This window comes from Alteripontixanthobacter muriae (genome assembly GCF_013336795.1).
Lineage (GTDB): Bacteria > Pseudomonadota > Alphaproteobacteria > Sphingomonadales > Sphingomonadaceae > Pseudopontixanthobacter > Pseudopontixanthobacter muriae.
Genome location: NZ_JAAFZT010000050.1, coordinates 76,632 through 90,867, shown reverse-complemented (window position 1 = coordinate 90,867; position 14,236 = coordinate 76,632). Strand labels below are relative to the sequence as shown.

The window sequence follows — 14,236 nt, the reverse complement described above, 5'->3', positions numbered from 1 at the left end:
TTTCCCAAGCCGTGCGGCTCCGATAGGTGGGCTGCATGGGTTTCAAGCTAGCTCGCCGGCTGACCGCCGCATTCAGTCTCGCGATCGCAGTTGCCGGATGCTCCGAAGAGGAAGCCGCGCCCGAACGTGATCCGGTCGTGGTCATCGCCCAGCCAGTCAGGGTGCTGCCCGAACAGCTTGAGGTCGAGGCGATCGGCACGGCGCGCGCGACCACCTCTGCCGAGATTTATCCGGAAACGTCCGGCCGCGTGACCAGCGTGTTGTTCAGCGCCGGCGATTACGTGCGCGAGGGCGAGCCGCTCCTGCGCCTCGACGCGCGGGCCGAAAGCCTGGCGGTTGACGCCGCGCGCGTGCAGGTGAGCGAGGCCGATCAATTGCTGACGCGCTATCGCCGCATCGAGGACACCGGCGCCTTGTCGGAAAGCCAGATCGAGGCGGGTGAGACCGCCCTCGCCTCCGCCCGCGTGGCCTTGCAGCAGGCCGAGGTGGACCTGGGCGACAGGGTCGTGCGCGCGCCCTTTTCCGGCCATGTCGGCCTGACCGAGATCGACCGCGGCGACCGGGTGAACGACAGCACGCCGATCACACAGATCGACAAGCGCGAGACGCTCTACGTGGATTTTCCCGCGCCCGAAGCGGTATTCAACGCCTTGCGCCCCGGGCAGGTCGTGCAGGTCACGCCTTTCTCCGACCCCTCACGCACCATCGATGCCCGCGTAGTGACTACCGACGCGCGCATTTCGCAGGACACGCGCAATTTCACCGTCCGCACCGCCATCTCCAATTCCGACGACACGCTACGCCCGGGCATGAGCTTCCGCGTGATCTTCAGCCGCAACGGCGAAGCGCGGGCGGCGGTGCCGGAAGAAGCCATCGTCTGGGGCGGCGAAGGGTCGCATCTCTTCCTGGTGCGTGAAGGCACGGCGCGCCGGGTGCCGGTGACCATCACCTCGCGCCGTGAAGGGCTGGTCTTCGTCGATGGCGATGTGCGGACGGGTGACCGCGTGATCGTCGAAGGCGTGCAGAAGGTGCGCGACGGGCAGGATGTGCGGGTCGTGCGCGCCAACAACGCTGCCCCGCAGGACGTGCAGCTTCGGCCGACACGCGGCGACAATGCACAATAAGTCAGACCTGCCGATGCTGGCGGTCAAGCGGCCGCTGCTGATCGGCGTGTTGAACCTGCTCATCGTCATTGCAGGCATCGCCGCGCTGATGGGCGTGGAAGTCCGCGAATTGCCAAATGTCGACCGGCCCATCGTCTCCGTTACCGCCAATTTGCCGGGCGCTGCCCCGCAGACGATGGATTCCGAAGTGACCAGCGTGCTGGAAGGCGCGGTTGCCCGAGTCTCCGGCGTGCGCCAGATCAACGCGTCGAGCGAGGAAAACAATTCGCGCATTCGGGTCGAGTTCAATCCCGGCGTCGACCTGGACACGGCGGCTTCCGACGTGCGTGAGGCGGTCAGCCGCGTCACCCGCGAATTGCCCGACCGGGTCGAGCAGGTCACGGTGGTGAAGGCGGACCAGGACGCCCAGCCGATCATGACGCTGGCAATATCGTCGGACCGCTATGACGAGGCGGAACTGACGCGCATCGTCGAAAACGACATCGTCCCCGAACTGCTGACGGCCGAAGGGGTCGCCAGTATCGAGGAATTCGGCACCCGCGAAAGGCAGATGCGCGTCAGCATCGATCCGGCGCGGCTGAACCGTTTCGGCCTCGCGCTGACCGATGTGGCCGAGGCGCTGAACAACGCGCCCTATGACGTGCCGGTCGGGTCGTTCCGGTCCGATGCGCAGGAACTGGTGGTGCGGGCAGAGGCGACCGCCGCCACGCCCGAACAGATCGAGAGCATCGTGATTTCCGGCACCACCCGCATCGGCGACGTGGCCGAAGCCATCTTCGCGCCTGCCAATGCGACGAATTTCGTGCGGCTGGACGGGCAGCCGATCATCGGGCTGGGCGTCGTGCGGCAGGCCAGTTCGAACACGATCACCATTTCCAGTTCAATTCGTGACGGAGTCGACCGGCTGAACGAACGCTTCGACGATGTGAATGTCGAAATCGTCTCGGACGATGCCGAATTCATCCGCATCTCGGTGCGCGAGGTGCTGATCACGCTCGGCTTCACCATCGCCGTGGTGATCGGCACGATGCTGGTGTTCTTCCGCGCATGGCGGCCCACCGTCGTGCCCAGCACCACCATCCCCGTCGCGCTGGTCGGGGTCATTGCGGGCATCTGGGCGATGGGCTTTTCCATCAATCTGCTGACCCTGCTCGCGCTGGTGCTGGCCACCGGCCTCATCGTCGACGATGCCATCGTGGTGCTGGAGAACGCTCAGCGCCTGCAGAACAAGGGGCTGGGACGCCGTGCCGCCGCCGTGATCGGCACGCGGCAGGTCTTCTTCGCCGTGGTCGCGACCACCGCCGTGCTGGTGTCCGTCTTCGTGCCGATATCCTTCCTGCCTTCCGAGGCCGGGCGGCTGTTCCGCGAATTCGGCTTCGTGCTGGCGGTGGCGGTGATCCTGTCGTCCTTCGTGGCCCTGTCGCTGGTGCCTGCGCTCGCCGCGCGCTTCGATCTCACCAGCAAGGATGACGAGCCGGGCCGCATCGGATCATGGGGCCAGAAGGCCAGTCACTGGTATGAAAGCGCGCTGACCCGCTGTCTCGATCGGCCGGTGACGGTCGGCATCGTTGCCGTCGTTCTCGCCGTGCTGGCGGGGCTGCTTTACTCCGGGCTCGACAACGAACTGGTGCCCGACGAGGATCGCGGCGTCATCACCGTGGATGCGACGGGGCCGGACGGCGTCGGCATCGACTTCATGGATGACGAGCTGGACGAGGTCGAGCAGGTGCTCGAACCCTATCTCGCCAGCGGAGAAATCGAGCGCACCTTCTCAATCGTCGGACGCTATGACCCGAACCGCGTCCGGGTGACCGCTCAGCTTGCCGATTGGGGCGAACGCGACCGCAGCCAGACCGAAATCGTCGAGGATCTGAACGAACCCTTGCAGGACATCCCCGGCTCGCGCACCAGCGCACGCGGACGCGGAACACTGAATTTCGGCGGAGGCGGCGACGGGCTGGAGGTCGCGCTGACGGGTTCGGAATATGGCCGCATCTACGAATCCGCCGATGCCTTGTCGCGGGCCATCGACACGCAGTCCGACATTCTATCCAACCCCGACATATCCTACCAGCCGACGCAGCCGCAGCTGTCCATCCGCATCGACCGGCAACGCGCCGCCGATCTCGGCGTCGATCTTGATGATCTTGCGCAGACCCTGCGGGCGATGGTCGGCGGCGACGATCTGGTCGATCTCAGCATCGGCGATCAGGCCGTGCCCGTCTTCCTCACGGCGCAATCGGTCAGCGTCACCAACCCGTCGGATCTGCGCAACCTGTTCGTCAGGGGCGCGAATGACACGCTGGTGCCGCTGTCCAGCGTGACCACGATTGACGAACAGGGCATTGCCGCCGAACTCGACCGGACGGAACAGCGCCGCGCCATCGAAGTCAGCGCCGACATCGCGCCGGGCGCGACCCTGCGGGAAGCGGTGGACGAGATCGAGCGACTGTCTGAGGAAACCGTGGCTGACGACATTGACATGCTGCTGCAGGGCGAGGCGGAAAGCCTCGAGGAAACCTCGAACGATTTGCTCCTCACCTATGCCTTCGCGCTGGTCTTTGTCTTCCTCGTGCTGGTCGCTCAGTTCGAGAGCCTGACCAGCGCGATCGTGGTCGTGCTGACCGTGCCCTTCGCGCTCGCGGCGGCGGTGTTCTCGCTGTATCTCTCGGGCACCTCGCTCAACATCTATTCGCAGATCGGCCTCGTCATGCTGATCGGATTAATGGCGAAGAACGGCATCCTCATCGTGGAATTCGCCGACCAGTTGCGACGGCAGGGGCGCTCGGTTCGAGAAGCTGTCGAGGAAGCCGCCGCCATCCGCCTGCGCCCCATTGCCATGACGCTGATCTCGACCGTGCTCGGCGCCGTACCGCTGATTCTGGCGACTGGCGCGGGCGCGGAAGCGCGGCAGTCCATCGGCTGGGTAATCTTCGGCGGATTGGGCATCGCCGGGATCTTCACCCTGTTCCTGACGCCGGTAATCTACCTCGGCGTTGCCCGCTTCGGCACGCCGCGCAATGTCGATCTCGCGCGGCTGAGCGAAGAGATCGAGGAAGTGGATGAGGACATGACGGTGGCCCCGGCATGAGGTTGCGCGATATTGCCGTGCCTTCCCTGCTGCTGCCCGTCCTGCTGATCGGCGGTTGCGCCAGTGTCGAGCCGGTGGACATACCGCCAAGCGTCGCTGCGCCGCCCTATTATGCCACCAACCTGCCACCGGCAGGTCCGGCACGGGAGTGGTGGCTCGGCTTCAACGATCCCGTGCTCGATGCGTTGATCGAACAGGGACTTGCGGCCAATTACGACGTCGAGGCGGCGGCGGACCGACTCCGCGTCGCCGCCGCGCTGCTGCGGGCGGAGCGGTCCGACCGCCTGCCGGGAGTGGACGGGTCGGCGGAAGCGGGCGTCGGCCTGGGGGGCAGCGGAGCCAGCATCGATGCGGGTGCCGGCCTGTTCGGCCTGTTCAATCCCGACATCAACGGCCGCCTCGCCGCCGAGATCAGGGCAGCGGTCGCAAATTATGCCGAGGCCGATTACCTCGTCTCCGACACGCGCCGGCTGGTCGCGGCGGCCATCGCCAACCAATATATCGAGTATCGCCGTACCGGCGCGCAGCTGGAACTGCTGCAGGAATCGACCGATCTGCAGGAACAGACCCTACGCATCGTCACCCTGCGGTTCGAGGCGGGGCTTGCCGCCAATCTCGACGTGCGCCGCGCCGCGGCCGATCTGGCGCAGACCCGCGCGCGCCGGGGGCTGATCGCCATCGCCCGGTCCGAAGCCGCTGCCGCGCTTGCCGTGCTGCTGGCGGAGCCGCCGGGCGCTTTCCTGCCGAGCGACGCTCAGCTCGGCGGAATACCGGATTATGCCGGGGGGCCGGAGGCCGGCACGCCCGCCGACCTGCTGCGCCGCCGCGCGGACATCCTGGCCGCCGAAGCCCGTCTGGCCCAGGCGGCGGCCATCATCGGGGTCGAACAGGCAGATCTGCGCCCCGCCCTCACCATCCCCGGCGTGGTGTCGCTGGGCAACGGCTCGCTGGGCGGCCTGTTTTCCGATTTTCTGCTGACGCTGGGCGCGTCGCTCGACCTGCCCCTCTTCGACGGCGGACGCCGCCGCGCCGAAGTCGTGGCGGCCCGCGCCGAGGCCGACGCGCGGCTGGCCGAATACCGCGTCACCTTCCTGAATGCATTGGCAGAAGTGGAAACCTCGCTGGTTGCCATCGATGCCTATCAACAGCGCCTCGCCTCACTGACCGAGGCGATCGAGCAGAGCGAAGCGGCGCTGGGCCAGTCGAACGCGCTTTACCGCGAAGGCCTGGCCTCCCTGTTCGACGTGCTGGACGCACAGCGGCAGCTCATCGCCAGCCGCCAGTCGCTGATCGACAGCGAAGCGGCGCTCGCCAGTTCCTTCGTGGCGTTCCACGCCGCGATCGGCTCTGACGGCTATCAGCGGGCGCTGAACTGAAACGAGTGCCGAATTTTCAAAGCTGCCTGGAAGCAGCCTGCCCCTCGATCTGATCTGCATATTGGCGGAGCCGATCGGTTCTTTCACGGATTACTCCGGCGCGGCATGTCGGAAACTGCAGTGCCCACCCTATCGAGCCGAATTCTTCGCGGTTTCGAAACAGAAGGCAGGTTGTTTCCTTGTATTTTATCCACTTGCGCTGTTCCGCCAACAGGTCACGCTTGACCGCCCTAGACTCAAGACCGCCATATACCCGCCGCCAGACCCGGTTCAGCTCGGCATCCTCCCGCGCAATCCATTCGGAGCCGCATTTCTCGTAATCCAGCGTGGTCTGACCGGCTGCCATGCAATGCTCATGCTGTTCGTCAGCTTGCGTTGGTGATGAACCCGATATCCCGATCAGTCCGAGGACAATCGCAGCAATCCGCACCATCGCCCCATCTCCTTGCAAGCCGCCAGCCTATCAGGGCGGAGCCGCAGACACGAGCCCTGCCGGGCTCGCTACAAAGATTGCAAGAAAATGGTGAGCCCTGCTGGGTTCGAACCAGCGACCTACTGATTAAAAGTTTGTTTGAGCGACGATGTGGGAAAATGGGTTCGCGTGGATAATCGCTAAAAACCCCTGAAATACCTTTGCTTTTCGTGATCCCCCGAATTAGTAAGGGAGTGGGAGCAGCGGCCCAGATGGGCGAGTGTGCTTCCCCGGTGCTTCCCCAGGGGGTCAAAATGAAGGTCAGATTGTCGAAAACTGCGGTTGCTGAGGCTCAGCCCCAGGAGCGCGAATACATCCTCTGGGATAGCAGGGTGGCTGGCTTTGGCCTGCGGGTGCGCCCCACTGGCAGCAAGAGCTTCATATTCGCCTATCGCACCCCTGGAGGCAGGAGCGGCTCTTCCAGGCGCGTCACCATCAAGTCACCTCACCCTGATCATGCCTTTGAGCAGGCCAAGGCCCTGGCTGCGCAATTCCATGGCGGCGGTGATCCAGCTGGCGAGAAAACTGCTGAGAGGCAGGAGCTGGAGCGCATCAGCAAAACCCTCACCGTGGCCCAGGTGCTGGACCGCTTCATTGAGGATCACGCCAAAGAGAAACTCGCGCCAAAAACGAGCGCGGAATATGAGCGGATTTCCGGCAAGCTCTTGAAGCCAGCGCTGGGTGGCACTCGCATTGACGAGCTGGAGCCCAAGGCCGTGGCTGAAATGTATCATGGGATGCGCGGCACCCCCACCCAAGCCTCCCTGGCAGTGCGGGTGCTCTCATCTGCCATGTCCTGGGCTGAGGAATTCGGGCTCAGGCCGCATGGGCCCAACCCTGCCAGGATCAGGCTCAAAGGCTCCAGGCGGCGCACCAGGCTATTCAGCGATGCAGAGGTGTCCAGGCTCCTGGTCAAGCTGGCTGAGCTGGAGGCAGAGGGCAAAGTGTCTCCACCTGTGGCCCTCGGCATCCGGCTGCTCTTTGCCACTGGCTGCAGGGCTGGTGAAATCGCTGAGCTGCAGTGGAGCAATGTGGACCTGGAGGAAGGCCTGCTCAGGTGGCCCAGCTCCAAAACTGGCTTCCTGGAAAAGCCCATCACCGCTGAGGCGCATCAGCTGCTCAAAAAGGCTGAGCGCATCGTGGGGGTGGATTGGGTGTGTCCCTCCCCTGTGGTGAAATGTGGAGCAGCTCGCAAACCGTTGCGCGTGGAAACCCTGGAGGCTGGCTTTGAGCGGGTGATGAAGGCCGCGAAAGTGCGGGCTGATGAGAACGCCACCCTGCACCTGATCAGGCACTGGTTTGCCACCAAAACTTACACTGACAGCAGCATCCCCCTCCCCGTCCAAATGGCCATCGTGGGTCACTCCAGCGTGGCCACCGCCATGCGCTATGCTCATGTGGGCCGCGATGAAGTGATGAAGGCTGCTCAGCAGGCAGCCAAGCGGAGAGCTGGAGCTGTCAAAGCCGCTGGCAAGGGTGGCAAGGTTGTGCAGATGGAGCGGGCCAATGGCTGATCAGAGCTGGATCAATCGCGCCAGTGATCTGGAGGCCCGCGCCGGTGAGCTGGAAAGGCAAGGCCGCGTGGACGAAGCCATGGAGCTGCTGGCTGAGGCCTCAGCTCTTGTGGAGCCCCATGGCGCGACTGACGGGATGGAGAGACTGAGAGCCACACTCGCCAGCATTCCCGAGGAAACAAGGGCCCAGGTGAAGGAAATGGCAGCTCGCGTGGCCGCAGCCAGGAAGCTCTCTCAAAATGATCCAAAATCAATCTGGGCCACGAGGGGCGGCGACAAGCTGCCCTCAGAGATAATCGCTGATGAGCTGCTGCAGCACTGGCCCGATCCAATCGAGCGCAGGGGAAGTGGCGGGGGGTCCACCATAACCACTCCAGAAAACCTCTCCAAATTTGAGCGGCTCATAGCGAGTGGTCAGACACAAAAGGCAGCAGCTCAGGCCGTTTTTGAAGGGCTGGATAGCGCTGAGCATAAGGGAGACCGCCTCATTAAATATTGGCGCAAGCAACGGAGCTGATGGGGCAATAAAAAACCAGTTTTTGTTGCCCCACGACTAACTCCCAATCCCTCCCCATACTCAGCCTCACTCAATCAAACTGATGAGGCTGAGATGGACAATCAAACCGAACTTCTATCGCCTGAGCAGGCCAGCGCCTATTTGGGGAAAACGCCAGCTGCCACCCTGCAGTGGTGGCGCGCCAAGGGCCGTGGTCCAAAATATGTGAAGCTGGGCCGCAAGGTCTTTTATCGCCGCTCCGATCTGGAGGCGTTCATTGACGCTGGCGAGTGCGTTCCTGAGGTGGCGTGATGAAAGAGGAAAGCCGCCCCCAGGCGAATGGGGACGGCTCACTGTTTTCATCGGGCGATGAAGGCGCTGAGCTTAGCGAAAACAGGCGGGAAAGCCAAGCTCCTGAGCAGGGAGCCAGCGCGCCCTGGAGCACCTCTGCTGAGCGGAATGGTGGCTCCTGGTCCTATGATGATCCAGAGCGGCCCAGGTGGGATGCTTCCACCAAGTTGGTGGCCGTTTTCGACTATCACCATCCTGATGGCCGCTATGCCTATTCCAAGCTGAAGGGCTCGCGCGCTGACGGAGAAAAGGTGTTCCTGACCGCGCGCCGTTTCCATGGCGGGATGGGCGAGCTGCAGAGCGCCAAACAAGAATGTCCCGAGGATTTCTACAGGCTCCCAGGTTTGGAGCACTACACGAAGGGCGCGGCTGATGAGCCTGATCTGCTCTATCGCCTGCCTGATCTGCTGGAGCAGATGGCAGCGTGCCCGAATGATCCAGTTTTCATCGCTGAGGGCGAAAAGGATGCCGATAGGCTCATTGAGCTTGGCCTGATCGCGACCACCAACCCCAATGGCGCACTGAATTGGAAGCCAGAATTTAACGCGCACTTTGCGGGGCGCGATGTGGTGCTGTGCATCGACAATGATGAGAAGGGCCGCAAGCGGGGCTCCAGGGTCCAAGCTCAGCTGCGCCATGTTGCCAAATCAGTGAGGCTGCTGGAGCTGCCTGGCCTGGCTGTGGGCGGGGATGTGACCGATTGGCTGGAGGCTGGGCACTCCAAAGATGAACTGCTGGCTGAGGTTGCCAAGGCTGGGAGCGGTGCTGGGAGAGGGGTGCGCCTGGAGGATTTCCATGCCTTCATGCCCTCGCATAACTACATCTTTGCCCCCAGCGGTGAGCCCTGGCCCGCCACCAGCGTCAATGCCCGCATTCCGCCCGTTCTTCTGTTCCGTGCGAATGGCCAACCTGATTTAGATGATGAGGGTGAGCAGCGCACTCTGGCTGCCAGCAAGTGGCTAGATAGGCATCGCCCTGTCGAGCAAATGACCTGGGCTCCAGGTGCTCCCCAAGTAATCCATAATCGACTGATTTCAGAGGGTGGCTGGATTGCCCGACCTGAGTGCAATGTGTTCAATCTCTACCGCCCGCCATCGCCCCAGAAAGGTGATGCGGCCCTGGCTGGGCCGTGGGTGGATCATGTGCGCCGTGTGTTTCCCAGCGATGCTGAGCACCTCCTGGATTGGTGCGCGCAGCGGGTGCAGCGGCCCCAGGACAAGATCAATCATGCAATCGTGATGGGCGGTGCTCAGGGCATTGGCAAAGATACGATCCTGGAGCCCGTCAAGCAGGCCGTTGGCCCATGGAACTGCCAGGAGGTATCGCCTCAGCACCTCCTGGGCCGCTTCAATGGCTTTGTGAAATCAGTGATCCTCCGCGTGAGCGAAGCGCGGGATTTGGGCGATGTGGACCGCTTCGCCTTCTATGATCACATGAAGGCCTACACGGCTGCCCCGCCCGATGTTCTCCGCGTGGATGAGAAATTCCAGCGGGAATACTCCGTTTTTAATGTGTGCGGGGTGATCATCACCAGCAACCACAAGGGCGATGGCATCTATCTGCCTGAGGATGATCGCAGGCACTATGTGGCCTGGTCCGAGCTTACCAAATCCGATTTTGAGCCCGACTACTGGCAGCGCCTCTGGGCCTGGTATCAGGGTGGGGGCTTTGGCCATGTCGCTGCCTATTTGAGGCACAGGGATATCAGCCACTTTGACCCTAAGGCCCCGCCTCCCAAGACAGAGGCCTTCTGGGATATCGTCGCCTCCAATAGCGCGCCTGAGGCAGCAGAGCTGACCGATGCTCTGGAGCAGCTCAGATGGCCTGGGGCAGTGACCCTGGCAGCTGTCACAGAGGCAGCTGAGGCCTCATTCGCTGAGTGGCTCAGGGACCGCAGGAACAGCCGCAAGGTGCCCCACAAGATGGAAGAGTGCGGCTATCGCGCCGTGCGCAATCCTACAGCCAAGGCTGGCCGCTGGAAGGTGAGCGGCAAGGATGTGGTGATCTACGCCAAGCGTGAGCTGAGCATCCGCGATGCCATTTCAGCTGCCGAAAAGCTGGCCAGGGAGGGTGAAAATGCAGTCCCGTTTTGATCGCTCAGCGCGTGCAGCGCGTGAAGCGCGTGATCGCCTATCCCCCCTCTTTTCCCCTCGCGCCCACGCTTTGAAAAGTTTTTCTGAGGTTGAGGTTTCTGAGGGTGGGAAGGGCAAAAAGGAGGGGGATAGCGGATCACGCGCTTCACGCGCTTCAATCGCTGGAGCCCCATCACAGCCGCTGTCGCCTGAGGCCTACCTGGAGCTGATCGCTGCCATCAGAGCTGAGCATAGCCCGCTGGCTCTGTCTGGTTTCAGGGAGGCAGGCGATGAGGATTGGCTGGCCCACCAGGCTGGCTTTGAGCGCGCTGTGGCCTTCCTCAGGTGCTGCCAGGTCAAAGAGCGCAAAGGCCGTTGGCCCTGCAGCTACACCCTCAAGCACATGGCTGAGGTGAAGGACCCTCTTTGCCCCTCGCGCGCAGCTCACACCTATGTGGCCAATGGGGTGCTGATCGCAGCTGCCATCGCTCTGGGTTTCCCCTTCATCAGGCACCGCGACAAGTTTGGTGTGGGCCAGAATGCGGATTTTGGCCTGACCGTGCCCAAGCAGCTGCAGGCCCTGGAGCCGCGCTCCATCGGGGCAGGCCCCCCTCCCTATGGAAAAGTTGAGAGAGGCCCGACCCAAGAGCGGCGGCGTCCCAAGAAAAAATCGCAAACACCACTTTCGCAGACGGAAAGGGTTGACTCCTAGTTTACTGGCGCAGTAAGATTAGCAGTGAACATAGCAGGAGGTTCTTATGCGAATTGGTGCTACCATATCTAACGTGACCCAGCTGGCCCCGTCGCTGTGGGAGGCAGACGTTGCTCCCTCCAATGTGCGCCAGCTTGGCAATCCAGCAGGAGAGATTGGTGCCCATAGCATCGTGATGATCGATCAGCCGGAATTTGACGCTGGCGAGGGCGAAATGCGCTTCGCAATTAACGCTGTGCGCGTGCTCAACTTGGGGTCAACTGATCGGGCCATCCTTATCGGCGCAGAAGCCAGTAGTCAGGCGGGCGCGACCGCCGATTGCGGTCCCCAGAATGCTTCAGGGCCCGCCTCCGGGGAAGCTCCTGCCGTGAGGCTAGGCCTTGGCGATCGGCAGCTTCTGCAGAAGGTGCAGCAGTTCCCAGAAGAGATGAGGCAGGCCGCAGAAGGTGTGATCGAGCATGTTCGCGCACTTGATCCAACCGGCGATTTTCAGCGCCAAAACAATCGTTTTGTGAACCGCCGTGACAATTTCGTGGCCATCGAAGCGCAATCTCAGAAGAAGCAGCTTCTGATCAACGTGCGTGGGAAGATTGAAACGAAGCTCAAAACCCTGTCCACCTTCAACGGCTATACTGCTTTTAAGCTGGCCACCCCCTCCGATTTGCCCGCTGTTCTCAACGCCATCGACAGTGCGACTAGGAAACAAGGCTACTGAGCCAAAGGAGGAAAAATCATGACCAATGATGATGAAGATCAGAGCATGGCCGCGATTGAGCTGTGCCGGAAAATCAACCGCTCAGCTGCTGCCAAATTCCATGAGCGCGGCATCTGCCCTGAGGATGTGGCCATCGGCTGCCTCTACAGCACTCTGGATGTGGCGATGGAGCTGAAAGGCGGGCCGGTGGCCGCAATAGAATGGCTGCGCACTGGCCTGGATGTGCTGGAGCGCGATGCCATGGCTGGCCAGAGGAGGGCCCATTGATCGCCAGGCCCTCAGCTTTGGCAGGCCCTGTGATGGGCATGGCGCGCCCCTCCAGGCCCCAGGCAGAGCGCGCGGCTGTCCTGGCCGCTGCCGGTGACTATCCAGCCAGCTGGGCTGTCACCCGCAAGGCCTCAGCCCTGGCCAGCAAGGTGGTGGCTGAGCTGGTGAAGGAGCTGCAGAGTGATCGCCTGCTGACAGTCCTGGAGCAGCTGGCCTGCCAGAGCCCTGTGCTCACCTTGGCCACTGATCCAGAAATCAACACCCTGGATGAGATCGTGGAGCGCCAGGTGGAGCGCCTACGCGCCAGGCATGGCCGCCACCTCTCCCCACTGGAGCACCGCGCTGAGCTGAGCGCGATTGCAGCTGAGGTGGAGCCCCTCCTGGCTGGGCGCTATGACAGGCATCTGAGGGCTGGATGAGCTTTCAGCGCCTGCATTCCTTCTCGATAACTAGGGAGCCCATACGGTTGGCTCACCGTTTTCTAGCGGGGTGTAAATTGGCTCCGCCCCCTGTTCGACCAGCGGACTAAATTGGCTTCGCTGGCGCGCGTAAAGCCCCACGAATAATTCCACAGCTGGTCTTTTCGCACTGGGTAAGCAGTTAACTAGCTTAGCACCCTGCGGTGTTCTCCGATAATAGGAGTCTGATCCATTCGGCCAGTGGACCTTGTAGCCATCCATCAACCCCTCTTCGTTCACCAGCACCTCCATTATGCCCTTATAGTGCGGATCATACGCAAGGGCCCGACCCGCCGCTTCCCCACATTGACGCCTGGCCTCCACTTCAAGAGCAAAAAAAGCACCTATGAAGAGCTTGGCGCACAGGATTTTCTCATCAAGCTCCTGTAGCGTTAGGCTGAAAGACTTTCCCACCTTCCAGCTTCTACATCGCAACTCAGTGTCAGTTATGGCGAAAGAGGAATGCGAAATGGCGTTGCGCAGTCCGTTGTCATAAAAATCGTCGAACATCGAACCGAGGTCCAAGCCAGCTTCTAGGCCAAGCTTTTTGATGATCTCGATCTTTTTAGAAGGGTAAATACCGGAGTACCGATATTGTTTTTGCTCTTTGGCCGACAAAAAATCAAAGAACGGCTGGAGTGAATATCCAAGATCCAGCTTGAAGCGCAAAAGGTTGGCAATAACCTCATAGGGGGCATCCATTTCTACAATGTGACTATAGAAAATTAGGCCTAGCCGTATGATGGTCTTTTCGTGGTCTGGAAAATGTTTTTCAGGCAGCTCTACTTTCATCAATTCGTGTATTTCGTTGAGGACCACCCGCGACTCTCCGTAGGGGTCCCAGCCGCCATCCTCCCAGCCTCCCACGCGCAGAAGCGCACAGAAATAGTCTAATATGTCGGGCTTGGTGGGGTCTTTCGGCAGAAAAAGGGGAGCCAAGAGCTCGATATAGCCGTCCTGGATCGCCTTGTTGTGCGCTTCCCAATCTTTGGTTTCGTCGCCTGCTTGGCTTTCCGCGCTCGCGCCAAGTCCGTCATGATCATCATCACTCATTGGCAGTGACCTGAGCGCGCTTCTCCAGGAGCTTGGCATGGCCGATGTTGATTGCGGAAAAGAACAGCAGGAAGGGGCCCGCATAGCCCAGCCAGAAAGTGACAGCTGCTAGGGCGCGCTCTGCACCCAGCTCCATGCTGAAGATGTGGATGTTGAGATAGATGAAGCCGACAATGTAGGCTGCCAAAAGCAGTGAGCTGAACCACTCCAGCTTGGGAAAAAACCAGCTCGCATTCCACTCGTGGAAGCTCCGGTCACTTGTTGCGCCGAATACAAACACCCAGGCGACAAAAATCCAAAACACCCCGCCCGGGATGCCCAGATCGCTTACCGTGAAGCCAGTGGCGTTTGACGCGACCGCGCCCACTCCAAAGATAATGGCGTAGAAAATCCCCAGGCACCCCAAGGTGAGTAGGGTGCTTTTCAGCAACCGCCCCACATCCAGCAGACTTACCTCTGCCAGAACCTCCCTAAGCGTAGCCTCTTTCTCGGCCCGTATTCGTGCCATTTCCCCACTCCCCCTGACCTAAGGTCA

Annotated in this window: 14 protein-coding genes; 11 read left to right on the top strand and 3 right to left on the bottom strand. The window is 61.7% G+C overall.

All coding sequences use genetic code 11. The annotated features are described in order from the left end of the window. Nucleotides 1-35 precede the first annotated feature (35 nt). From G7A66_RS13385 to G7A66_RS13375, 3 genes are read left to right on the top strand one after another with little or no spacing between them, the layout of a single operon-like run. Complete coding sequence (locus G7A66_RS13385) at nt 36-1,124, top strand: efflux RND transporter periplasmic adaptor subunit (protein WP_174296173.1); 1,089 nt, start codon at nt 36-38, stop codon at nt 1,122-1,124. Continuing rightward, entirely contained in the window at nt 1,114-4,215 is a 3,102-nt protein-coding gene (locus G7A66_RS13380) for an efflux RND transporter permease subunit (RefSeq protein ID WP_174296172.1), read from the top strand. Before G7A66_RS13385 ends, G7A66_RS13380 begins: the two co-directional genes overlap by 11 nt. After that, nucleotides 4,212-5,591: an efflux transporter outer membrane subunit gene (locus G7A66_RS13375; protein ID WP_174296171.1), complete on the top strand. Its 1,380-nt coding sequence runs from the start codon at nt 4,212-4,214 to the stop codon at nt 5,589-5,591. The genes G7A66_RS13380 and G7A66_RS13375 overlap by 4 nt, the downstream gene beginning before the upstream one ends. Before the next feature lie 16 nt (nt 5,592-5,607). On the opposite strand, the gene G7A66_RS13370 is transcribed toward G7A66_RS13375, so the two are convergent. Beyond that, a complete protein-coding gene (locus tag G7A66_RS13370) occupies nt 5,608-6,024 on the bottom strand; it encodes a lysozyme inhibitor LprI family protein (protein ID WP_174296170.1) in 417 nt (138 codons plus the stop codon). A 293-nt stretch (nt 6,025-6,317) separates the two neighbouring features. On the opposite strand from G7A66_RS13370, the gene G7A66_RS13365 reads away from it, so the two are divergent. The 8 genes from G7A66_RS13365 (at nt 6,318) to G7A66_RS13330 (ending at nt 12,609) form a co-directional block, all read left to right on the top strand. Continuing rightward, nucleotides 6,318-7,577 carry a site-specific integrase gene (locus G7A66_RS13365; RefSeq protein ID WP_174296169.1) on the top strand — a complete coding sequence of 420 codons (1,260 nt, stop codon included), beginning with the start codon at nt 6,318-6,320 and terminating at the stop codon, nt 7,575-7,577. Beyond that, complete coding sequence (locus G7A66_RS13360; RefSeq protein ID WP_174296168.1) at nt 7,570-8,094, top strand: hypothetical protein; 525 nt, start codon at nt 7,570-7,572, stop codon at nt 8,092-8,094. The genes G7A66_RS13365 and G7A66_RS13360 overlap by 8 nt, the downstream gene beginning before the upstream one ends. A 93-nt stretch (nt 8,095-8,187) precedes the next feature. Then, on the top strand, nt 8,188-8,385 hold the full coding sequence (locus tag G7A66_RS13355) for a helix-turn-helix transcriptional regulator (RefSeq protein WP_174296167.1): 198 nt from the start codon (nt 8,188-8,190) through the stop codon (nt 8,383-8,385). Continuing rightward, nucleotides 8,385-10,517: a primase-helicase family protein gene (locus tag G7A66_RS13350; protein ID WP_174296166.1), complete on the top strand. Its 2,133-nt coding sequence runs from the start codon at nt 8,385-8,387 to the stop codon at nt 10,515-10,517. Before G7A66_RS13355 ends, G7A66_RS13350 begins: the two co-directional genes overlap by 1 nt. Continuing rightward, nucleotides 10,501-11,208 carry a hypothetical protein gene (locus G7A66_RS13345; RefSeq protein ID WP_174296165.1) on the top strand — a complete coding sequence of 236 codons (708 nt, stop codon included), beginning with the start codon at nt 10,501-10,503 and terminating at the stop codon, nt 11,206-11,208. Before G7A66_RS13350 ends, G7A66_RS13345 begins: the two co-directional genes overlap by 17 nt. A gap of 73 nt (nt 11,209-11,281) precedes the next feature. Then, nucleotides 11,282-11,923, top strand: a complete 642-nt coding sequence (locus G7A66_RS13340) for a hypothetical protein (RefSeq protein ID WP_174296164.1) — start codon at nt 11,282-11,284, stop codon at nt 11,921-11,923. 18 nt (nt 11,924-11,941) lie between these two features. Continuing rightward, nucleotides 11,942-12,190, top strand: a complete 249-nt coding sequence (locus tag G7A66_RS13335) for a hypothetical protein (protein ID WP_174296163.1) — start codon at nt 11,942-11,944, stop codon at nt 12,188-12,190. Between the two features lie 38 nt (nt 12,191-12,228). Continuing rightward, entirely contained in the window at nt 12,229-12,609 is a 381-nt protein-coding gene (locus G7A66_RS13330; protein ID WP_174296162.1) for a hypothetical protein, read from the top strand. A gap of 30 nt (nt 12,610-12,639) precedes the next feature. On the opposite strand, the gene G7A66_RS13325 is transcribed toward G7A66_RS13330, so the two are convergent. Both G7A66_RS13325 and G7A66_RS13320 read right to left on the bottom strand, forming a co-directional pair. After that, the gene (locus tag G7A66_RS13325) at nt 12,640-13,701 is read right to left on the bottom strand and encodes a hypothetical protein (protein WP_174296161.1); all 1,062 of its coding nucleotides are present in this window, start codon (nt 13,699-13,701) and stop codon (nt 12,640-12,642) included. Further along, on the bottom strand, nt 13,694-14,209 hold the full coding sequence (locus tag G7A66_RS13320) for a hypothetical protein (RefSeq protein ID WP_174296160.1): 516 nt from the start codon (nt 14,207-14,209) through the stop codon (nt 13,694-13,696). The genes G7A66_RS13325 and G7A66_RS13320 overlap by 8 nt, the downstream gene beginning before the upstream one ends. Nucleotides 14,210-14,236 lie beyond the last annotated feature (27 nt).